26 protein-coding genes are annotated in these 16,655 nt (G+C 61.6%); all 26 read right to left on the bottom strand.

The genetic code is table 11. From position 1 onward, the window contains the following. Nucleotides 1-297 precede the first annotated feature (297 nt). Nucleotides 298-702, bottom strand: a complete 405-nt coding sequence (locus A7G45_RS27745) for a hypothetical protein (RefSeq protein WP_260941632.1) — start codon at nt 700-702, stop codon at nt 298-300. Next, nucleotides 656-1,183 carry a hypothetical protein gene (locus A7G45_RS27740; RefSeq protein ID WP_260941631.1) on the bottom strand — a complete coding sequence of 176 codons (528 nt, stop codon included), beginning with the start codon at nt 1,181-1,183 and terminating at the stop codon, nt 656-658. The genes A7G45_RS27745 and A7G45_RS27740 overlap by 47 nt, the downstream gene beginning before the upstream one ends. 94 nt (nt 1,184-1,277) lie before the next feature. Next, complete coding sequence (locus A7G45_RS27735) at nt 1,278-2,330, bottom strand: hypothetical protein (protein ID WP_260941629.1); 1,053 nt, start codon at nt 2,328-2,330, stop codon at nt 1,278-1,280. Nucleotides 2,331-2,433: 103 nt separating this feature from the next. Further along, nucleotides 2,434-2,850: a hypothetical protein gene (locus tag A7G45_RS27730; protein WP_260941627.1), complete on the bottom strand. Its 417-nt coding sequence runs from the start codon at nt 2,848-2,850 to the stop codon at nt 2,434-2,436. Beyond that, entirely contained in the window at nt 2,843-3,310 is a 468-nt protein-coding gene (locus A7G45_RS27725) for an HK97 gp10 family phage protein (protein WP_260941625.1), read from the bottom strand. The genes A7G45_RS27730 and A7G45_RS27725 overlap by 8 nt, the downstream gene beginning before the upstream one ends. 2 nt (nt 3,311-3,312) lie before the next feature. Further along, the gene (locus A7G45_RS27720) at nt 3,313-3,681 is read right to left on the bottom strand and encodes a hypothetical protein (RefSeq protein ID WP_260941623.1); all 369 of its coding nucleotides are present in this window, start codon (nt 3,679-3,681) and stop codon (nt 3,313-3,315) included. A gap of 23 nt (nt 3,682-3,704) precedes the next feature. Beyond that, nucleotides 3,705-4,274, bottom strand: a complete 570-nt coding sequence (locus tag A7G45_RS27715; protein ID WP_377042174.1) for a hypothetical protein — start codon at nt 4,272-4,274, stop codon at nt 3,705-3,707. Between the two features lie 151 nt (nt 4,275-4,425). Beyond that, complete coding sequence (locus A7G45_RS27710; RefSeq protein ID WP_260941619.1) at nt 4,426-4,836, bottom strand: hypothetical protein; 411 nt, start codon at nt 4,834-4,836, stop codon at nt 4,426-4,428. Then, nucleotides 4,829-5,116, bottom strand: a complete 288-nt coding sequence (locus tag A7G45_RS27705) for a hypothetical protein (RefSeq protein WP_260941617.1) — start codon at nt 5,114-5,116, stop codon at nt 4,829-4,831. The genes A7G45_RS27710 and A7G45_RS27705 overlap by 8 nt, the downstream gene beginning before the upstream one ends. Before the next feature lie 87 nt (nt 5,117-5,203). Then, nucleotides 5,204-6,733, bottom strand: coding sequence for a phage major capsid protein (locus A7G45_RS27700; protein WP_260941615.1), 1,530 nt, complete (start codon nt 6,731-6,733; stop codon nt 5,204-5,206). Continuing rightward, nucleotides 6,730-7,680: an HK97 family phage prohead protease gene (locus A7G45_RS27695; RefSeq protein WP_260941613.1), complete on the bottom strand. Its 951-nt coding sequence runs from the start codon at nt 7,678-7,680 to the stop codon at nt 6,730-6,732. The genes A7G45_RS27700 and A7G45_RS27695 overlap by 4 nt, the downstream gene beginning before the upstream one ends. Then, on the bottom strand, nt 7,667-9,046 hold the full coding sequence (locus tag A7G45_RS27690; protein WP_260941611.1) for a phage portal protein: 1,380 nt from the start codon (nt 9,044-9,046) through the stop codon (nt 7,667-7,669). The genes A7G45_RS27695 and A7G45_RS27690 overlap by 14 nt, the downstream gene beginning before the upstream one ends. Further along, nucleotides 9,043-9,240: a hypothetical protein gene (locus A7G45_RS27685; protein ID WP_260941608.1), complete on the bottom strand. Its 198-nt coding sequence runs from the start codon at nt 9,238-9,240 to the stop codon at nt 9,043-9,045. The genes A7G45_RS27690 and A7G45_RS27685 overlap by 4 nt, the downstream gene beginning before the upstream one ends. 27 nt (nt 9,241-9,267) lie before the next feature. Then, nucleotides 9,268-10,839: a terminase large subunit domain-containing protein gene (locus A7G45_RS27680; protein WP_260941606.1), complete on the bottom strand. Its 1,572-nt coding sequence runs from the start codon at nt 10,837-10,839 to the stop codon at nt 9,268-9,270. Then, nucleotides 10,814-11,287 (bottom strand): phage terminase small subunit, encoded by a 474-nt coding sequence (locus tag A7G45_RS27675; RefSeq protein WP_456094115.1) that lies wholly within the window; start codon nt 11,285-11,287, stop codon nt 10,814-10,816. Before A7G45_RS27675 ends, A7G45_RS27680 begins: the two co-directional genes overlap by 26 nt. A gap of 221 nt (nt 11,288-11,508) precedes the next feature. Continuing rightward, the gene (locus tag A7G45_RS27670) at nt 11,509-12,093 is read right to left on the bottom strand and encodes a hypothetical protein (RefSeq protein WP_260941602.1); all 585 of its coding nucleotides are present in this window, start codon (nt 12,091-12,093) and stop codon (nt 11,509-11,511) included. 131 nt (nt 12,094-12,224) lie between these two features. Next, entirely contained in the window at nt 12,225-12,500 is a 276-nt protein-coding gene (locus tag A7G45_RS27665; protein WP_260941600.1) for a hypothetical protein, read from the bottom strand. After that, nucleotides 12,500-12,673: a hypothetical protein gene (locus A7G45_RS27660; RefSeq protein ID WP_260941599.1), complete on the bottom strand. Its 174-nt coding sequence runs from the start codon at nt 12,671-12,673 to the stop codon at nt 12,500-12,502. The genes A7G45_RS27665 and A7G45_RS27660 overlap by 1 nt, the downstream gene beginning before the upstream one ends. Then, complete coding sequence (locus A7G45_RS27655) at nt 12,674-13,105, bottom strand: hypothetical protein (protein WP_260941598.1); 432 nt, start codon at nt 13,103-13,105, stop codon at nt 12,674-12,676. Nucleotides 13,106-13,400: 295 nt separating this feature from the next. Beyond that, nucleotides 13,401-14,309: a hypothetical protein gene (locus A7G45_RS27650; RefSeq protein WP_260941596.1), complete on the bottom strand. Its 909-nt coding sequence runs from the start codon at nt 14,307-14,309 to the stop codon at nt 13,401-13,403. A 265-nt stretch (nt 14,310-14,574) separates the two neighbouring features. Further along, a complete protein-coding gene (locus tag A7G45_RS32810) occupies nt 14,575-14,892 on the bottom strand; it encodes a WhiB family transcriptional regulator (protein WP_407667549.1) in 318 nt (105 codons plus the stop codon). A 283-nt stretch (nt 14,893-15,175) separates the two neighbouring features. Then, on the bottom strand, nt 15,176-15,328 hold the full coding sequence (locus A7G45_RS27645) for a hypothetical protein (protein WP_260932060.1): 153 nt from the start codon (nt 15,326-15,328) through the stop codon (nt 15,176-15,178). Next, the gene (locus A7G45_RS27640) at nt 15,325-15,669 is read right to left on the bottom strand and encodes a hypothetical protein (RefSeq protein ID WP_260932057.1); all 345 of its coding nucleotides are present in this window, start codon (nt 15,667-15,669) and stop codon (nt 15,325-15,327) included. The genes A7G45_RS27645 and A7G45_RS27640 overlap by 4 nt, the downstream gene beginning before the upstream one ends. A gap of 190 nt (nt 15,670-15,859) precedes the next feature. After that, a complete protein-coding gene (locus tag A7G45_RS27635; RefSeq protein WP_260941593.1) occupies nt 15,860-16,255 on the bottom strand; it encodes a hypothetical protein in 396 nt (131 codons plus the stop codon). Nucleotides 16,256-16,274: 19 nt separating this feature from the next. Then, nucleotides 16,275-16,466: a hypothetical protein gene (locus A7G45_RS27630; RefSeq protein WP_260941591.1), complete on the bottom strand. Its 192-nt coding sequence runs from the start codon at nt 16,464-16,466 to the stop codon at nt 16,275-16,277. After that, nucleotides 16,463-16,655, bottom strand: a 193-nt coding sequence (locus A7G45_RS27625) for a hypothetical protein (protein ID WP_260941590.1), incomplete at its 5' end; no start/stop codon positions are given. The genes A7G45_RS27625 and A7G45_RS27630, both read right to left, overlap by 4 nt.

The raw sequence follows: 16,655 nt of genomic DNA, 5'->3' as shown, positions 1-16,655 counted from the left end.
GAGTCGCCGTCCCCGACACCCGCAATGAATCCAACCGGGCCTCTTCAGACCGCAGCTTCCCCGCAGCATCAGCAGCCTTGTCATACGCCCGCTCGAGCAGCGCCGCCTGAGCACGCGCCCGACCGGTATCAACCTTCCCGAGCCCCTGATTCACCTGACGGGAGAACTCATCACCCGCCCGACGGCCAGCAGTCGAGAAGTAGTCCTCAGCCTGACGGGTGACGCGGCGAGCTTGCCCATCGTCAAGATGGGACCCAATCGGAAGGCTAATGCCCAACGCTCACACCACCTTTCCGACTATCCGAACCACTCATCAATCGCGTCTTCAGCGTCCGCTGCGTCTTGTTCTTCTTCGGCCTGCTGAAGCAGGGCTTCCATCCGAGCCTTCGGCGACAAGAACACTTTCGCCATGTCTTGCCCGCACTTGGATGCGTGATACATCGACAGTTCTTCGTGTATCCCAGCGAGAATCTGCGTCTTCTCGTCCCAGTCACCTTCACGGCCCTGCAACGCCATCTTGAATGCCCCGTCATCGGGCAGATACTCGATGAGTACCAACAGTTCTCGGCTGGTGACTTTCAGCCGGCCGCGCTTGTCGCGCGTACCTCGATGCCAGTCCCGCAGAATACTGCGGTCCTTGTCGGCGAGGTCATATTCAATCTGTTTCGGCCACCGCTTCAGGAACCACAGCGCCGTCCACACTTTTCGAGTCGTCGACGGTCCGGTTCCGCATCTCCTCGGCCCGCTTGTTCAACGCAATCGCAAGGTCATTCGACTTGCAGCCGGCAGACTTGAACTCCTCGTACTTCTCCGGCCCGAGAAGGCACTGCGCCATCTGAATGTTGTACGACGGCCGAATCCGCTCGCCGTCCTTCTGATACGGGTCAATGAACCCGCCGACCACGGTGTGCGCGGCCATCGTCGTGGTGGTGCCGTCCTTCAACGTGATAGTCGTCTCCGGCACATCCTCGGTCACCCGGTCGCATTGGTTGAACGTCCACCGCATCTCGTTGTACGCCTCGGACGCATCGTCATCGAGCATGCCGGGATGCGGCACCTTGAACACGCCACCATCGCGGGTTGGCACCTCGAGGGGCCGCAGGAAACTTTCGAAGTCGTCGGCCTGCTCACGTGCGGCATCAAGGGCTTCGGGATCGATGGGGGTGGACTCGTTTTCAGACATGACAAATGGGCCTTTCGGGCAGATGGGCAGGGATTCGGGCAGAAAGGGCAGGCTCGCCGGATGTGCGCTGCCCACGCACACCCGGCGAGGTCTGTTACACCGCAGTGACAGCGAACGTGGCGCCAGTCAGGCCAGAGCCGTCGCCAGTGAGAACCCGGCCACTGTCCGGCACCGTGATGGTCCACGTCGGAGCCGAACCCGTGACAGTCCACTTCGACGCGTCGAAACCATCGTCCAAAGCCACCAGAGCCGACTTCACCGCAGAAGCCGCAGCGTTGTAAGCGATCGTCGCCGTGGTCAGCCCGCCGTACGTCAGCGTGAACGTGCCAGCCGAAGCAGCACCCACACCCACCGTGTACTGAGTCGTGACCGTGAACGCGCCACCCCACGACACCCACTCATGCTTGATGATCGGCACACCATTCACACCGTCGACCGTCGAGATGAAGATGCCATCCGGGAGCGGCTGAAGCGTGAACGACGCAGCCTCCGAATCCTTCTTGCCCATCTTCTGCTCACCGATGTCATTCAGCCGGCACAACGCGTAACCCTTGACTGTGGTCACCGTCTTGCCGCCCTTGTTGAACTGGCGCACCAGCAGCACCTGCCGGTCAACAGCCGCAGCGCCCAACGCCTTCGACCAACCAGACGACGCGCCCGGAGTCTTCACCAGCAGGTTGCCCAGCGCATCCACGAACGGCAGATCGTTACGCAGACGCCGCCACGAATCCTTCAGCGACTCAACAGCAGTGAACGTGACCGGCTCATCCTGCTTCGTACGAACCGAATCCCACGGCTCGTCCTGCTGCTCGATCATGAAGTCGTCCTTGTCGATGGACGGCTTGACCGACGGGCCGTCCCCCTCCTTGAACGCCGTGAACAGATGGAAGCCCTCGTTCGGCGACGGGTTCACCACCCACTGGCCGCCGGACTTGATGATCGCGAACAGGTCGTTGCGAAGCTTCCCATCGAGTGCGAACGGCGACCACTTCACCGCCCCCGCACCGTCATACGGCGAAATATCCGTTGCGGTACCGCGCGCATCACGCACCAGAACCGCCATGAGCTTGCCACGCTCCAGGAAGCGGGGATCGTTGTTGTTGAAGCCTCCGGCCACATAGTCGGTGCCGGTCGATGGAATCGCCACAGTGACGGTCCTTTCGGGGTACGGAAATGAACCGGACGGCATCCGGCATGGACATGGGCAGAATTTGGTTGCCGCTTACAGGCAGCGGCGCACCGTCAAAAACTCAGACGGTGACGTATGAGAAGCCCAGCTTGTACCGGGCCGTGTAACGAACGATCAGATCGTCCGCATAAGTCATGCGAAACGGCTTAATCACCGTCTCGCCATAGTCAATGGCAGCAGTCGTGCCATCAGAAAGAGTCACGTTCGGGCAATCACGGAACAGTCGCAGCATCCGGCGATGACCAAGGCGCGCGGCCGCCGCAGCAGCCTTCACGCCCCGGTCGTAGAAATCGACCTGGACGACCGGATCATCAGTGCCCTCGTTCTCATCGTCGGCGCCCGAAATCCGTTGCACCGTACAGAACGGCAACTCGTCATTGAGATCACGTTCAACCGATGCGCGGACCACCGGCTGCAACCAGGCCGCAACGAAATCCTCACCATCCGGCGCATCGACATCCAACAGCGGATTAGTCATCGTTCACCCCGATGCCACCCTTGTACGTGCCGCCGAACCGCTCAGCCACCTTCTGCGCGATACCAAACGCAGGCGTCGGAGTATCGGGACCGAGCTCGGCGAACTCTCCGTCCATGTCGACAATCCGCGAATCACCAGGTCCCGGAACGTTCTTCCGGCCCTCACGCGGCTTTTTGTCGTTGACATGCACGCGGTTCTTCTTGTCCGCGCCAGTCCCGAACTCAATCAGATGCGAATACCAAACAGTCGGCCCCGCAAGAGCTTTCCCGTTCTTAGCCTTCTTCTTCAACTTCCACGACGCCGCATACTTCCCCGAATCAACCGGGCTGATGCTGCGCGCGAACGGGATCAACTCACCCTCGACGAACTCATCGATCCCGAGATTCACTTCGACGGACTCACGGATCGCCTTCGCGACCTCCTCATCCGAAACCCCATACCCGGAGAACGGATTAGCCACCGTCAACCAACCTGCCGCTTCAGATAGACAGTCACGTGATGCACGCTCCCGTCCAAGTCGTACTTCGGCATACGCTGACCATCGATCTGGAACACGTACTGGCGCGTCGAATCAGCCTCGAGGTCCAGCGATTCCGGGTGCTGGCTGCCGTCGTAAACCAGCTCGCCGTTGCCCTTCGCCGCCAACGCGACAGCATCCGGCGGCGCGGTCAACTTCCACACCTCAGTCGTCACATCCGTCTGCGTCACCGGAGTCTCATCCGACGACACGGGACGAAAATGGCAACCAGCAAGCCGAGTTGCGGTGCGCGTATTCGTCTTCAGGCCACCCCAGCCAGGCTGACCCGATTGAGACACGGCGACGAACGCCACCACCTGATCACCAAACGACTCACTCACGGCGACGGCAGAATCCGATAGTTCGAAAACAACGCCCGCAACCGCTCATCAGCCGAGATGATGCCCACGGCCCACTTGTACGTGACGTCATCGATACGCTTCTCGATCATGTCGCCACCACTGCGCTGAGTGAATCGCTCCTCGCGGTCCATCATGTCGGCCAGCCGCAGAACAGCACGCCGCCAATCCGCCGCCTCATCCTCGGTGAAGCCGTGCGTCATCGTCACCGAAATAGCACCAGCACGCGACGACCAGCACCCGTACGGGTACTTCTCGACAGTTCCCTTGCGCTTGGACTTGTCGAGCTTCGTGACATCGAGTGCCACACCGCATTCCGACACCGCAGTGAGCGCAATGAGATTCAGCGTCGGCAGAGACAACACCCGACCACCAGGCCCATCAACCTCAACCGTCACACCCGTCTGAACCGGCGTCACCCACCAGCCACACCAACGGCGAGCCGCCGACAACGCAGCATCCAGCAAGTCCTGGGTGTCGTCATTGTCAGGCAGCCGGCCGTTGGTGTACGCCGACAGGTCAGCGGCGACGAGTTCGGACAACGCCACCACCTCCGATTGGCGGCAAGTGCCGCGATGGTATGACCTGCCCGCGCGGATTGTTATTCACGCCAGGGCAATAACCACCTCCGCGCGGAGCCATCCAACCCGCCGGTTCACTGCGCGACAGGCGCCGAGCGGTGAGCCACTTGCGGATCATTTACGAACGCGCGACCGGATGCAGCGAACCGTTACCCAGCACAGCGGTCGCCGACAGAACGCCACCCGTGGTGGCACTCGTCGCAGTCACCGTGATGCGGACGTACCGCTTCGTGGGCCGCGCGCCGACATACTTCACCGCGTTGTCATCGGTCGCGGCGAACGACGGCAACGCACCGAGCACACGGCTCGAGTCCACTGCGGCGTAACCCGAACCGCTGGAATCGGACTCCTCCACCGCGACCGCGTACGTGCCGTCAGTCAAGGTGCCCGACGTCAGCACAAACAGGACGTCGCGGAAGTTGTTGTTGTACACGCTGGTATCCACAGCGGTGCCGTTGACGGTTCCGGTCTGCACCGTCTGCGACGACAGCGCCGGAACGGGCAGCGCGTTGGAATAGAGGTTATGCATCAGCGTTTTCCCCTTCGGTCTTGTCCGCCGAGCTCTCCTCGGTCTTGTCTTCAGTGCCACGCTGGCGTCCACGGCCACGGTGCCGGACCTCACCAGGTGCGGCCGACGCCGTCTCGGTCACGCCGGATCGGCGGGCAGCGACCACATTGACCGCCTCGAACAGGCGTTCGCGGCCCTTGTAACCGGGGTCATCATCCGAGATGAGATCACCGGGGGTGAACACCCGAGGGGCGCCATCCTGGTCGAACGTGAACGCCTCTTTGGCTGCATAGATTGCCATCACTAGCTTCCCTTCGTTGGTCGTGAGAGTCGTTGGCAGGGCGAGTGATTCACGCGCTCACCCTGCCAACTACCGCTCAGGGTGTGACTAAGTGATGTCCAGCAGGCGGAAAGCGTTGTCGTTCACGCTGTCCGAACCGGTGCGGTACCAGGCCAGCCAGCCACGCTGACCGGTCGGGCGACGGTTCGCCCCGAACAGGTTCGGGATGAACTCGACCGTGGTGCCGATACGGTCGGTGATCACGAAGTTGGAGAAGTCGCCGAACAGCAGCGAGTAGTTCTCCGCGCCCGCGTTGATCACGCCGTCCATCGCCTCAGCCTCGATGGCGTTGCGGTTCATCAGCATCGGCGGCCGGTCGCCGTTCAGGTTGGTCCAGAAGCCACCACCACCGGAGGTGTCGAACTGGCGAACCTTGTTGTAGATCAGGTTGTTCGCCAGCCACGACGCGTTGGCCCGGTGACGCGCCGGCAGGGCACCCTGCAGGCTGTACACATCCGCCAGAGCGAAGGTGTCGGTCGTCGCCGAGTTCACCACCACTGTGGGCGAAGATGCCACGAGCGCAGTGATAATGCCGGTGGGCTGACCCGATCCGGAGCCGGTGATGAACGCTGCGGCTTCCAGGTCCATCTTGCCTCCGGCCAGGAGCTCGCCGACCGCCTGAGTGACGTTGGCCTCGTCCTGAAGCGCTTCGAAGCTGATCGGCACGAAGCCCTGCGCCTTGTAGTTCGGGATGGACGGCTGGGCGAAGGTCGGCGAATCATCGCTGACCTCAGAGCCTTCCGCGTCCCACGACCACGACACGTTGGACGACGACACGCCGTTCCACACGTCACCGGTCGCGACGACCTGGCGTGCCACCTGCCGGATGTCCGAACGGACGCCCGAGCTGGTGACGATGACAGTCGGGTCCAGCTGGAAGGGCACCAGGTAGCCACCGGCCGAGTCGGTCAGCGACATCGCGCGAACCTGCTCGGCATGAGCGACTGCACGCTGCTCGGCGTCGGTCATGGTGTGACCGGCGTTGCGGGCCAGCTTCGACCAGGCGCGCAGGTACTCCGGAGACGACGTTGCGAGGCAGAGCTGTGCCAGCGGCGAGCTCTTGTCGTTGTCGAACCGCTCGATGATGTTGGTGGCCGCCTCGCGAACATTGTCGGAAGCGCCCTGCATCTTCTCGATCGCCGACAGGGCACGGGCGCGGAGTTCACCGGCCACCTCGCCCTGATCCCGGCCCCAGGTCCGCATGCTGGACAGGTCCCACGGGTTGCGGAACCGGCAGTCCTCGATGCTGTCAGGCTCCAGGATGGAGTCCCGGTCGTACTCGTCGCGCGAGCCCTGCGAGCCGGGGACAACGGCACGCTGCCGGGGACGGGCACCTTCGCCGACACCGACACGCGTCGAGTTCACGCGCGCCATCTCGGCGGCACGCTCGAGCCGGCCCATGTGCACGACCAGCTGATCGAACTCCTCGCCCAGGGAGCGGAACTCGGCGTCCTCTTCCGGGGTGGGGTTGTCCAGCTCGTTGATCTGTTCCATGCGGGCATGGATTTCGTCAGCCCGGTTTCGGGACTGGCTGTAGGTCAGCGTCGGTCCGCGCTGTTCCTCGTTTTCGGTACTCATAGTGGGCGATCTCCAATCGCTCGAAGGGTCAACAATCGATCGCGCTGATTCCTCAACCGCAGTTGCTTGTCGCTGAGGTTGCGCGGTTTCGACGGGTGCTCACCTACAGGTGTGGATCGCTGCGCGTCGTTCTTCTCTGGTGACGGGCGCTCGACTACCGCATCGGCGGTGTCTTGCTGCGCGTCGGACACCGGCTCGACAACTTGCGCGTCTCGCTGTGCGTCCTCAGATTCGGCGACGTCCGCGAGGAACACCGCCTGTGCGAGCAACTTCCGCTGCTCGGGCTCGTGAAGGCGTCCCAGGTCAATCACCGTGGAACGCATGGACACCGATGTGGCGTCGTAGGCCGGCCATACAACCGGACCCATTTCGGGCACCTTCGCCTCTTTGACAGTGCGGACCGGCAACTGGTCGTCGGGAACGTCGTCGTAGATCGCCTCACGCAGCAATTGCATGAGGGTCTGTTCGTCGCGGATCGGTTTGCCGTCGAACGTCGTCCATGCTTCGCGGACAACCGAGAATCGCATCGACATACCCGAGATCGCCTCGGCGGCAATGGCGTCGCGCACGGGGGCCATCAGCCAGTTGTCGAAGACTCGCGCGACGATGTGCGCGCCACCCTTCGGCGCAAGCACGGGGTCGACCTCTTCGTTGATGGACCGCAGTGCAGCGATCGGGATGGAGCCGATCATCGGGTGCCGTCCGTGGTCGAACTGAACCTTGGGAGGTGTCTCGCGGAACGACCGCTTCATCGACCCAAGGGAGAATTCCTCGGCGAAGCGCCCTTCCCAGGAGTCGATGACCGTGCGCGAGCCGAACACCGCGCCATACCCGTCGAGGGTCAGCCCGTCGTCCGGCTCACTGTCACCGCTGGTGTCACGCAGCCGGAACGGGGTTTCCCGCACGCTCTGCAACGGCGGACGTGCCGCGCGCTCACTGGTTGCCATTGGAACCTCCATCGGTTGATGCCGGCGGGGTCTGGGTGGTGCCGGGTGGGAGTAGTTGCACGCTCGTCAGGCCGGTGTGCTGCAACAGCCCGAAGTCTCCGGATTCCACTGCCGCCACCGATGATTCGGGCGTGAACCCCGCTGTGATCAAGGTGTTGATCGTCGCCGCCCGCACCGCCTGAATGTCTGCTTCGTCCTTCTCGTCCTCACGCAGGAAAGGCACATCGCAGGTGTCGTACCAGAGCCGCGACGCCGAATCGCGAGGTGTGATGATCTGCTGCAACGACCCGGACAGGTTCTGCCACAACGGATGCGCCGTACCGTCCGCGAGCCGTCGCCGCGCTTGGCTGTAGTTCGAGTACGTCGCCGAATCCAGACCCTTTGCCAGGCCCACGATCACTGGCGGCACACCAGCCGCCATAGCCACCCGAACTTCGCCGCCCTCGCGCACCTCGGCGAAGTCGATGTCTTTGAGGTTGGTACCAACAACTGTCGCATCAGCGCCGGGGTACAGGTTCAGCGTCTTGTACGCATTCGCGGCGCCGGAGTGCTTGCTGTTGACCTCTTCAGCCCACTTCTGTACCGCATCCCGGTCAGCACCAGGGCTGTGCTTAATAATCATATTGGGAGTCGCACCCTGCTCGAAAAACTTCGACTGGTGCGTAGTCATCGCCTGATCTGCCTGAATCTCACGCAAAATAGGCGTCAACCAAGACATCCCACGATAGTCAAACAACGGATCCGGGATCGGCATAAAATGCGCGACCTCATCAGCAAGGAACGCCGTCGGATTCTTCTCAACGCCACGGCCGCCCTCCCAATAGAGGTAACCCACCTTGCGCCAACCAACCTGGCCACCGGTGTACATCGACGTGACACCGCCCTGCCGCTCCTCAACGACAATGTCCACCCAGTCGGGGCGCATGCACACCAACTCGTTACCCAGGTCGGCTACGTACGAATTGCCGCCCAGGTCGGCATGCTGAATCATCTTCGACAGCAAATCCTGCGTCGTACCACCCGGCCACGGCTTCTCCAACAACGCCAAATCAGCCGAACCATACGTTCCCGACGGTGTCCCATTTCGAAGCCGCTGCCACTGAAACCTGACCGTAGAGAACAACATCTGGCGCACCAACATGCACGCAAACACCACACTGTTCGCGCCATACGCCTGAGTAGCCAGCCCGACGTAGTTGTTCGGCGCCATCACCGTCGCCTGACCAGCCAACGTCTGCTGAATAACCGGATTCAAGCCCATCCCGTAACTCAGCCCGTTGAACGAGAACTGGCTAACCATCTTCGCGTACTCGTCGACAGTCATCCGCTCCGACGACTGACCACGCAGACGATCCAGGAACGTCACTTCTTGACCTTGGCCTTAGCCTCGTCACGCAACAGAATCACGCCAGTCACAACCGCCGCCACAGCCAGCAGCACACCACCAGTGATCAACGCCAAACCAGCACCAACCAGAACCGCCACACCAGCCACCACCAGCCCGATAGCCACCGCAACCACCCCAAGAGTGACCGCGAAAACCATCTGCAAAGCTGACACCTGGCTACCCCGAATCCTGTTGAGCTGTCACGTCCACAGCGGCTCCCACACCTCAACCACGACGTTCTCCTGTAAGCCCCATCGAAAAAGCGCTCCAGAGACTGCCACGAGTGGAGAGTCGTCGACCTTTGCGTCTTTGCGGTCCCACCGCTCCGATTCGCCGGACATTCGCGTCCGTGCGTTCTCTACCGACTTGTCGAGCTCTACTTGCCCGACATGAACGACTGCGCCGCCCTTGACCGCTTCAAGGAAGCCTGCGCACGATGCCGCCTCGTCAACGCCGCTCAACATCTCAAACTCGATGCCGGCCTTGACGAAATCCGGCTGTAGCGCTTTGGCTTGCGCCCCAACTAGCGCGACCTCTGCGACGTTGCGGTCAGTCTTCAGCTCAGCGATCTTGGCCGCCACGCCGCCGATTCCCTTGAGCGAGTTGCACATCAGCAGCGTTTTCGTGTGCTCACCGATCAACACATCGCCCGCCACTCCGATACATGACCAGGATCGGTCCTGCGCAACAGCGACGGTCAAGACAACCCGTTCAGGTTGGGGCGCCGCCAAGTTCTTCAGGTTGTTCCACTGCCCGATACTCATCACCGATGAATCCACGAGCGGCACCGGCTGATTCAGCCAGAACCGCCGGAACTCCGCCTCCGACGCCTGCTCATCATCCCAATAGTCCGCGATGGCTTCCAGGTCCATCCATGCAGCCGCAGGACCGTACGCCTCACGCAGTGCCTGAATGCGCTCGCCGCGATCCTCGAGGTTCCAGTGATCCGACGCCTGCCGGTGATCGAACAGGAGGCGACTGTCGCCGGACTTCTCGGCCTTCTTCGCCGTCTTGTGCGTTCCCTCGGCAACCGACTGCTCACCGGCCGCGTACATCGTGGACGTCTCGAGCATCCACCCGGATGCAACAGCGCGCTTATATAGGTTGCGCACCATCGTCTGATGCATCTTCCCGAGCTTGAACACGCCCGACATTGGTGGCATCCACAGGTGCGTCTCGTCGGCGACGATGAACGTCGACTTGCCACCGTCTTTCGACTCATTTGACGCCGTCACCGGCTCAATGAATCCCCGCGCGTTCGGGAGATTGGTCCGCGTCAGCCCAACGTCAATCGGGCCGAACTGGTCCAGCAGTTCCTGCGAGCACGTGTCCGGGTGCAGCATGTAGTACACCGCGTCGTACGTGTTGCCGGCCTGTGATTCCTCCGTCGCGACATTCAGCGCCTCGACGTAAATCTGCTGCCGGCCAACAGGTTCGCCAGGCTCGTACCGGTAACCCCAGTCCGAGACTTCGCCCTCTTCCGCCCAGTGGTCAAACCGGCACTCGCCGAGCGCCTCAAAACACTCGATCATCGCCGCCAAGCCAGACTTACTGCGGCCCTTCGGCCTAGACAGGAATGCGCGCTTGACCTTCCGGCTGCCGGACTCATTGAGTGCGTAGGCCTTCAGGATGAAGGCGCCAAACTCATCGTCCAGGTCGATCGGCTGCCCCTGTACGTCGCCGGGACCGTGAACCAGGAAGTGTTCTATCCAGGCGATGGCATAGAAGCCCAGCGATCGAAACTGGCTACTCGTCGGAGTTTTCGTCGCCACCGTCGTCGCCTACGGCACGCAACAACCGCGTTCGCCGATTCTTCGTCTCTTTGGTCTGCAACTGCGTCGGCGCCTTAGTCGGCGCATTCGGGTCACCGATCTCGATCTTCAGGCGAGCCCGATCCTCCGGCGTCGCACCGAACTTCGCTGCCCGTAAACGCAGCTCGCCAGCCAGTCCGCGATTACCCATCCAGAACTCCGCATGGAGCACCGCTGTATCCAGCAGGAACGACCAGTCCGTCTCAGTGAACTTCGACGCCTGCGCCGACGTCCGCCACGTCTTCCACCACGTCAACGTCGCCGGCGGCCACTCATATGTGTCGGGTAGCTCTGGGCCGTGCTGCTCACCATCTGCCGTCACCACCGTCATGGGCGTAGGCTTGTTGCGTCGTCGTGTCTGACCAGCAGGTTTGGCGCCAACTCCGGGCGCAGGGCCACAACCAGCCATATCGCACCCCGTTTGCTAGAAAGTTTGCTGGAATCTCCAGACTCGGTCCAAAGTCCCCAGACTCCGTACGCACAGCGGCTGACGGGAACGATTGGGGTCAGTAGGCGTGTCGCCCCTTCGATGGCAACCCACCCCCCGTGACCTGGGCTTTTGTCGACGGGCCGCTCGGCGGATTGGTTAGCATCGCTCGATAACCCGCTGACCTGCACCGATGCGAGCCTTTAGGTGCCGAACCATCCGAGGGCAGCTGGTTGGCCAGATGTTTGCTGGCTCGCATCCGAAGTTTGCTGGGCGGCGTACCAGTGCTTGGCGGCCTGCTGAATCTGCCACGGTCGTTCGGCTTTGCACCGTGCCAGCACGATGTCTTGGCCGGGGTCGATGGTGATGATGTGCGCGCCGAGTTCCTGGTACCGCTGCACTGTCGATGCGCCGGGTGTCGAGTGGATGATGTACACGTCCACTCCGACAGTTGCCAGTGCTGCGTCTATGGCTGCTTGCCGTGCTGCTTTGGTGATGGCTTGCACTTGAGGTGTGTGCTTGTGCGGCTTGCCATCTGGTGGCGTGAGTACGTTGGCGATGGCGTCGAAGTCGATGGTGATGTCGCCGGGTTTGGCGTGGTCCCTGACCCAGGTGGTTTTGCCGCCGGCTGGTGGTCCGGTGACGATGTAGATGTTGTTGGGTCCGCGTTTCTTGCCTCGGCCTTTGGTGGCTCGGTTGCCGCCTTCGGTGCAGTCTTTGGCGCGGGCGTGTTCTGGGCCTTTGTATTTCGACCTGTCGTGGTCGTCGTGGCCGAGGTCCCATTCCATGTCTGGTTCGATGGGTTCTCCGCAGCGCCAGCAGATGACGCCACCTTCGGCGACTCGTGTGGCCCAGCGTTTGCGTAGGCCTTGGTGTCCTGAGCCGTAGCCGCGCTGGGTTGTTGAGCCGCGCGATGGCATTAGCCTGTGACGATGTCGATGTGCCTGACGCCGTCGATGTTCTTGACGGTGAGTGTCCAGTCTTCTTGTGCGAAGTCGAAGTTGACTGCGCCTGTGACTTGTCCTTGCATGGCGTAGATGCTGAAGACGGTGGCTAGTGCGACTTGGCTGGGCTTGAGCTTTTTGCCGGCCGCTCGGATCTTGTCGGGTGCGAGTTCTTCGGGTGGTTTGCCGACGTATTTGGGGTCGCCGTCGAGGATGGTCTTGCCATCAACGACGACCTTGAGTTGTGCCATCAGTGGTTGTCCTTCTTGGCTGCGTCCCAGCCGACGCTGTAGCCGTAGGTTCCGAATGTGAGCACCCAGCCGGCTGCGATGGCGAATGTGGCGACATCGGCGCGGCACAGGGTCACGGCGGCGAGAACGACGCTGATGACCAGCAGCACCGTGTTGGTGTGGGGGTCCTTCATTCAGCTGGCTCCGTGTGTGCAGGGTTGGAGTAGTGCGCCGGGGATGACCACGGTGTTGGTTTTGTCGATGGTGATGCGTAGCAAGGGGTTTAACCGTTGGGCGTCACACTGGCAGAAAGCTGTGATCGTCCTCTTGCCGTCGGGTGCGTCTGCTGCTGCGGTTCTGAGTGCGTCGAGTTCGTCGGTGGGGATGATGGTTAGGCCCGCGTTCTCAAGCGTGTGGACGGCGGCTTCTGCGGTGAGTCTGGGTGTGTCGTTGTCTGCGAATCCGGCTTCTGCGGCGAAGTGGTCGGCCATCTCACTGGGGATGCCCGTTGAACGGAACACTGGCAGCGAGATCAACTTGGCAGGCAGGTTCTCTTCGGGCCGGCCGGGATGGCTCAGTCCAGTGCGGAATCCCTGGGCGAGGGCAGATACAGCAGCTTCGTTCACGTCGACTTACCTCGCGGGTATTGATCCAAAAGTTGATCGAGCAACCGTGCTGCGTAGTGGATTCGGTTGGCGTCACCGTCTGCTCGTGCGTCACGCAACCGTTGCAAGGCGATGGTGATGCGTTGTGCGAGGGGTGGTGCTGGGTAGACCTTGGCCACGTCGACCGGCTGACATGACGAAAGCCCCGTATGACGAGGTCAAATACGGGGCTCTGGGTAATTCTGGCGCGCTTCGTCAGTGACGTTTGCCTGCGCAATTCAGAATGTACCAGGTCAGAGCCGCAAGTCCACGCAACCTATCTCGCGCGTTTTCCTCGGACATTTTCGCGTACCACGTCGCGCACATGCCCAAGTTGGTAGCGAGCAACGGCAGACTCCCAACCGCTCGGAGCCAGCTTGCCGACCTTGGCCAATCCGTGCAGCGTCCGGCGCGAGACCTTGATGCCCAGCTTCGGCAGGATCGCATCGGCGAGCTCGGTGACTGTGAAGCTGAATTCGTCGGCCTCCTCAAGCATCGCGGCCTGTAATTGGGCGATGTCGTGCTCCTTGCCGCAGTCGTGGCAGGTGACGCGGGTGAGGCCACGTCTGGCGTAGAGCTGCACGCGGCAATGTGTTCGATCTTCATCGCCTGACGTGACGAGTTTCGTGCGCTGCTCGGGTGTTAGTTCGCCATCGCACGGGCCGCAGAACTCGGGTGGCTCAGCGCGATTGACCACCTTGCGAATCTGGTCAATAAGGTCGATGACGGCGTTGTAGCACTCGGCCGCCGCTTCATCCGATGCGATGGCGTGCGTGTGCTTCTCCAGCCACTTGGCGCATTCCCTGACGTTCAATGCGGGCGTCTCGACTCCGCGTGTCTCGCAGATGTGCCGCACCCATGTACCGAGCTCGTTGGTTGCGCTACCAAGCAGGCGTGAGGCTTTCGCGTTGACCCTGCCGGCGGCGAGAGCCTTATCGATGGCGAACTTTCCGGCCTTGCGCGCCTGGTCCAACTTCTCGGCGCCATCGGGACCGGTGTACTCGTCGAGCTCGTGTGCGCGCGTACCTCTTCGGCCACCTTCACCTAGTCGCACGTCACCAACCGCCGACTCATCCAATCTCCGCAGCCACCACGGCAAGTCGCGCAACGCATCTCGCAAGCTGCTGATGTGGGTGATGCACAGGAACAGTTGCGCATGACCTTCACAGACTCGGCACTGGCTCATTCGTCAACGGCTCCTGTACGCCCACTCCGGGCGGCGATCCTCTGTTCACGAATCCGTGTGCATTCCGGGCAGAGCGTGATGTCTCGGCGGTCTTCGTCCCATGCGCTTGGTCGGGACCAGGTCCATCCGTTCGCCACGGCGGCTTCACGTGCGCCCTCGATGCCTCGCACTTGTTCGATCAAAAGCTCTGCCCCACAACCCCAGAACTTGCTGCCCATCATTGTGTCGGGTGCGCATACCGCGAGGAATGTGGACTGATGGAAGGTCATCTTGCTCCTAGTCGTCGTTTTTTGGCTTCCCATACTGCGGTTTGGCATCTGTCGCAGGGTTTTTCGCCTAGTCGGTAGTGGGCTCGTGCGCCCGCTTCGGTGCCGTGTTCGATGCCGGGTTTGGTGGTTTTGACGTTGCGGTATTGGCCTGCCCAGATGCCGTGGGTGGCTCCGGTTTGTTGGGCGTAGTTGGCGCATTCGGCTCGTACGGGGCAGGTTTGACAGATGCGGGTTGCGTGCCGTTGTCCGTGCTTGTCTTTGGTGTGTGGGAACCAGTCGTCTGGTGGGTGTTCTCGGCAGGCTGCGTTGATCATCCAGTCACGGTCAGCTTTCATCGCTGGCCCCATCGGTATCCACATTTGACGCACACCCGAATGACGGTGTTGCCATCCTTGTCGTAGTAGTGCCTCGGCACGTATGGGCCTGGTGAATACAGAGACATTGCCCACATCGACTCGTTGATTACCCTCAGCCCTTGCTGGAGTGGGGTTTCCACCTCGGGCCGCAGTCGTGGCGAATCGATCCAGTGCACTGCCAGGTGTCCACACGATGGGCAATCCGCACTAGCGGTGAATGATTCGCCTTCGCGTGTGTCCATCATTCGCCTCCGAGAACCAGTAGGAATTCCCATCGTCCGAGTTCTGGGTTGTCGATGAATCGGAAGTCCATGACGAGGTGCTGTCCGCTCATCTTGATGTGAGGCTTATTGCGGCGTTTGGCGTCGAACAGGCGGTGACGACCACGACTCATAGCGCTTCCTTGAGTAGTTCGATGAGTGCTGCGGTGTCGGCGGGTTCGTAGACGAGGAACTTGTAGTCGCGGGTTTCGCCTAGGTATTCGCCGCGCGTGTAGCCTTCGTCGGCCGGGTAGCTGACAGTTGGATCGACCAGCATTGCATCCAGTCGGGAGAACGCCATTCCTGATTCGTCAGCGTCTGGCCATGCGAGCGACTTCGACCAGAAGTCATTATTTGCGCCGCCTAGGTTGTCGCCTTTTAGATAGAGTTCGCCGAATACCCAAGGCTCGCGCAGTTCGGCGAACAGTGTGCCGTTGGGCAGTGTCAGTAGCTCTTGCAGGCCAACAATTCTCATCAGATGCACTCTCCTGCGTGGATGGTGAAACAGTGTGTACATTTGCGTTCGTTGCGTTGTGGCGCATCGTGATTCACGGGTTCTGGGCAATCGTCGTGGACCAGGAAGTCGTCTTCGTAGCGGACCCAGTTGCCTTCGTGGATACGTTCATCACAGGCCGCGCATTGAACGGGGTACTTGGCCTGGAAGCTCATTTCATGCCTTTCGTTGCCCACGTCGGGTGCCAAAGCAGTAGCGCGTCGAGCAGGGTGGTTCGCATGTGGTGCGGAAATGGGTTTGTGCAGCCGGGTTCGTACCAGCCGTTGGGGAACTTCTCGTAGAAGCGTCCGACAGACCCGACCACAGCCGACCGAATCAGCACGCCGGGTGGTAGCGCATCCAACTGGTGAATGGTGCTGATGCGCAACCCTTCCCGCAACGCACTGAGCACGTCGATTGAGGCGGTGTCGGTGACTGTGCGTGGTAGGTCGTCGTGTGTGTAGGTTTTGAGCGCGGTCTGCATTTCGGCGCTGGCACAGGCGAGGAGCTGGTGACGGTTCATCGCCGACCCCACGCGCTTCTGTGGTATCTGCGTCGGTTGCGCCACGATGTGAGGGAATCAGCAGTCATTGGGTTATCCCGCGCAGTCGGTCGCTGTCGTCGGCAGACTTGACGAGTAGGGCAGCTAATCCGCGCGCCTGATCAGGCTCAAGAGTTCCTCGGCACAGAACCTGGTAGTCGTCGGCGGATTTCATCTTGCGGCCTTCGAGATACACCAAGTCGTCTTGTGTGCCGACCTGCCAGCTGAATCCGCTCATTTCGCCCCACCCTCGGCGGCGTCAGCACGTGCAGCAGCGGCGGCAGCGAGTAGGTCTGCCGCCAGTGCTTCGGCCGCATCGACGGTCATGTACCGGTGGGTGTCGTGGATGCTGATCTGCTTCGGGTTCTCGCTGCTTGCGTGCCAGAGTGACGTGTGACGCCATGCCACGTTGATGCCGTCGTCGCCG

It is taken from the genome of Mycolicibacterium llatzerense (assembly GCF_025331195.1).
Taxonomy (GTDB): Bacteria; Actinomycetota; Actinomycetes; order Mycobacteriales; family Mycobacteriaceae; genus Mycobacterium; species Mycobacterium llatzerense.
This window is presented reverse-complemented; position numbering and strand designations above follow the sequence as displayed.

What these genes read in the sequence shown, in the direction of transcription:
- A7G45_RS27730 (WP_260941627.1), bottom strand. Translation starts at nt 2,850, where the DNA reads ATGACTAATCCGCTGTTGGATGTCGATGCGCCGGATGGTGAGGATTTC.
- A7G45_RS27630 (WP_260941591.1), bottom strand. Translation starts at nt 16,466, where the DNA reads ATGAGCGGATTCAGCTGGCAGGTCGGCACACAAGACGACTTGGTGTAT.
- A7G45_RS27670 (WP_260941602.1), bottom strand. Translation starts at nt 12,093, where the DNA reads ATGGAATGGGACCTCGGCCACGACGACCACGACAGGTCGAAATACAAA.
- A7G45_RS27660 (WP_260941599.1), bottom strand. Translation starts at nt 12,673, where the DNA reads ATGAAGGACCCCCACACCAACACGGTGCTGCTGGTCATCAGCGTCGTT.
- A7G45_RS27695 (WP_260941613.1), bottom strand. Translation starts at nt 7,680, where the DNA reads ATGGCAACCAGTGAGCGCGCGGCACGTCCGCCGTTGCAGAGCGTGCGG.
- A7G45_RS27645 (WP_260932060.1), bottom strand. Translation starts at nt 15,328, where the DNA reads ATGAGTCGTGGTCGTCACCGCCTGTTCGACGCCAAACGCCGCAATAAG.
- A7G45_RS27710 (WP_260941619.1), bottom strand. Translation starts at nt 4,836, where the DNA reads ATGCATAACCTCTATTCCAACGCGCTGCCCGTTCCGGCGCTGTCGTCG.
- A7G45_RS32810 (WP_407667549.1), bottom strand. Translation starts at nt 14,892, where the DNA reads ATGATCAACGCAGCCTGCCGAGAACACCCACCAGACGACTGGTTCCCA.
- A7G45_RS27740 (WP_260941631.1), bottom strand. Translation starts at nt 1,183, where the DNA reads ATGTCTGAAAACGAGTCCACCCCCATCGATCCCGAAGCCCTTGATGCC.
- A7G45_RS27665 (WP_260941600.1), bottom strand. Translation starts at nt 12,500, where the DNA reads ATGGCACAACTCAAGGTCGTCGTTGATGGCAAGACCATCCTCGACGGC.
- A7G45_RS27705 (WP_260941617.1), bottom strand. Translation starts at nt 5,116, where the DNA reads ATGGCAATCTATGCAGCCAAAGAGGCGTTCACGTTCGACCAGGATGGC.
- A7G45_RS27675 (WP_456094115.1), bottom strand. Translation starts at nt 11,287, where the DNA reads ATGGCTGGTTGTGGCCCTGCGCCCGGAGTTGGCGCCAAACCTGCTGGT.
- A7G45_RS27640 (WP_260932057.1), bottom strand. Translation starts at nt 15,669, where the DNA reads ATGAGAATTGTTGGCCTGCAAGAGCTACTGACACTGCCCAACGGCACA.
- A7G45_RS27650 (WP_260941596.1), bottom strand. Translation starts at nt 14,309, where the DNA reads ATGAGCCAGTGCCGAGTCTGTGAAGGTCATGCGCAACTGTTCCTGTGC.
- A7G45_RS27700 (WP_260941615.1), bottom strand. Translation starts at nt 6,733, where the DNA reads ATGAGTACCGAAAACGAGGAACAGCGCGGACCGACGCTGACCTACAGC.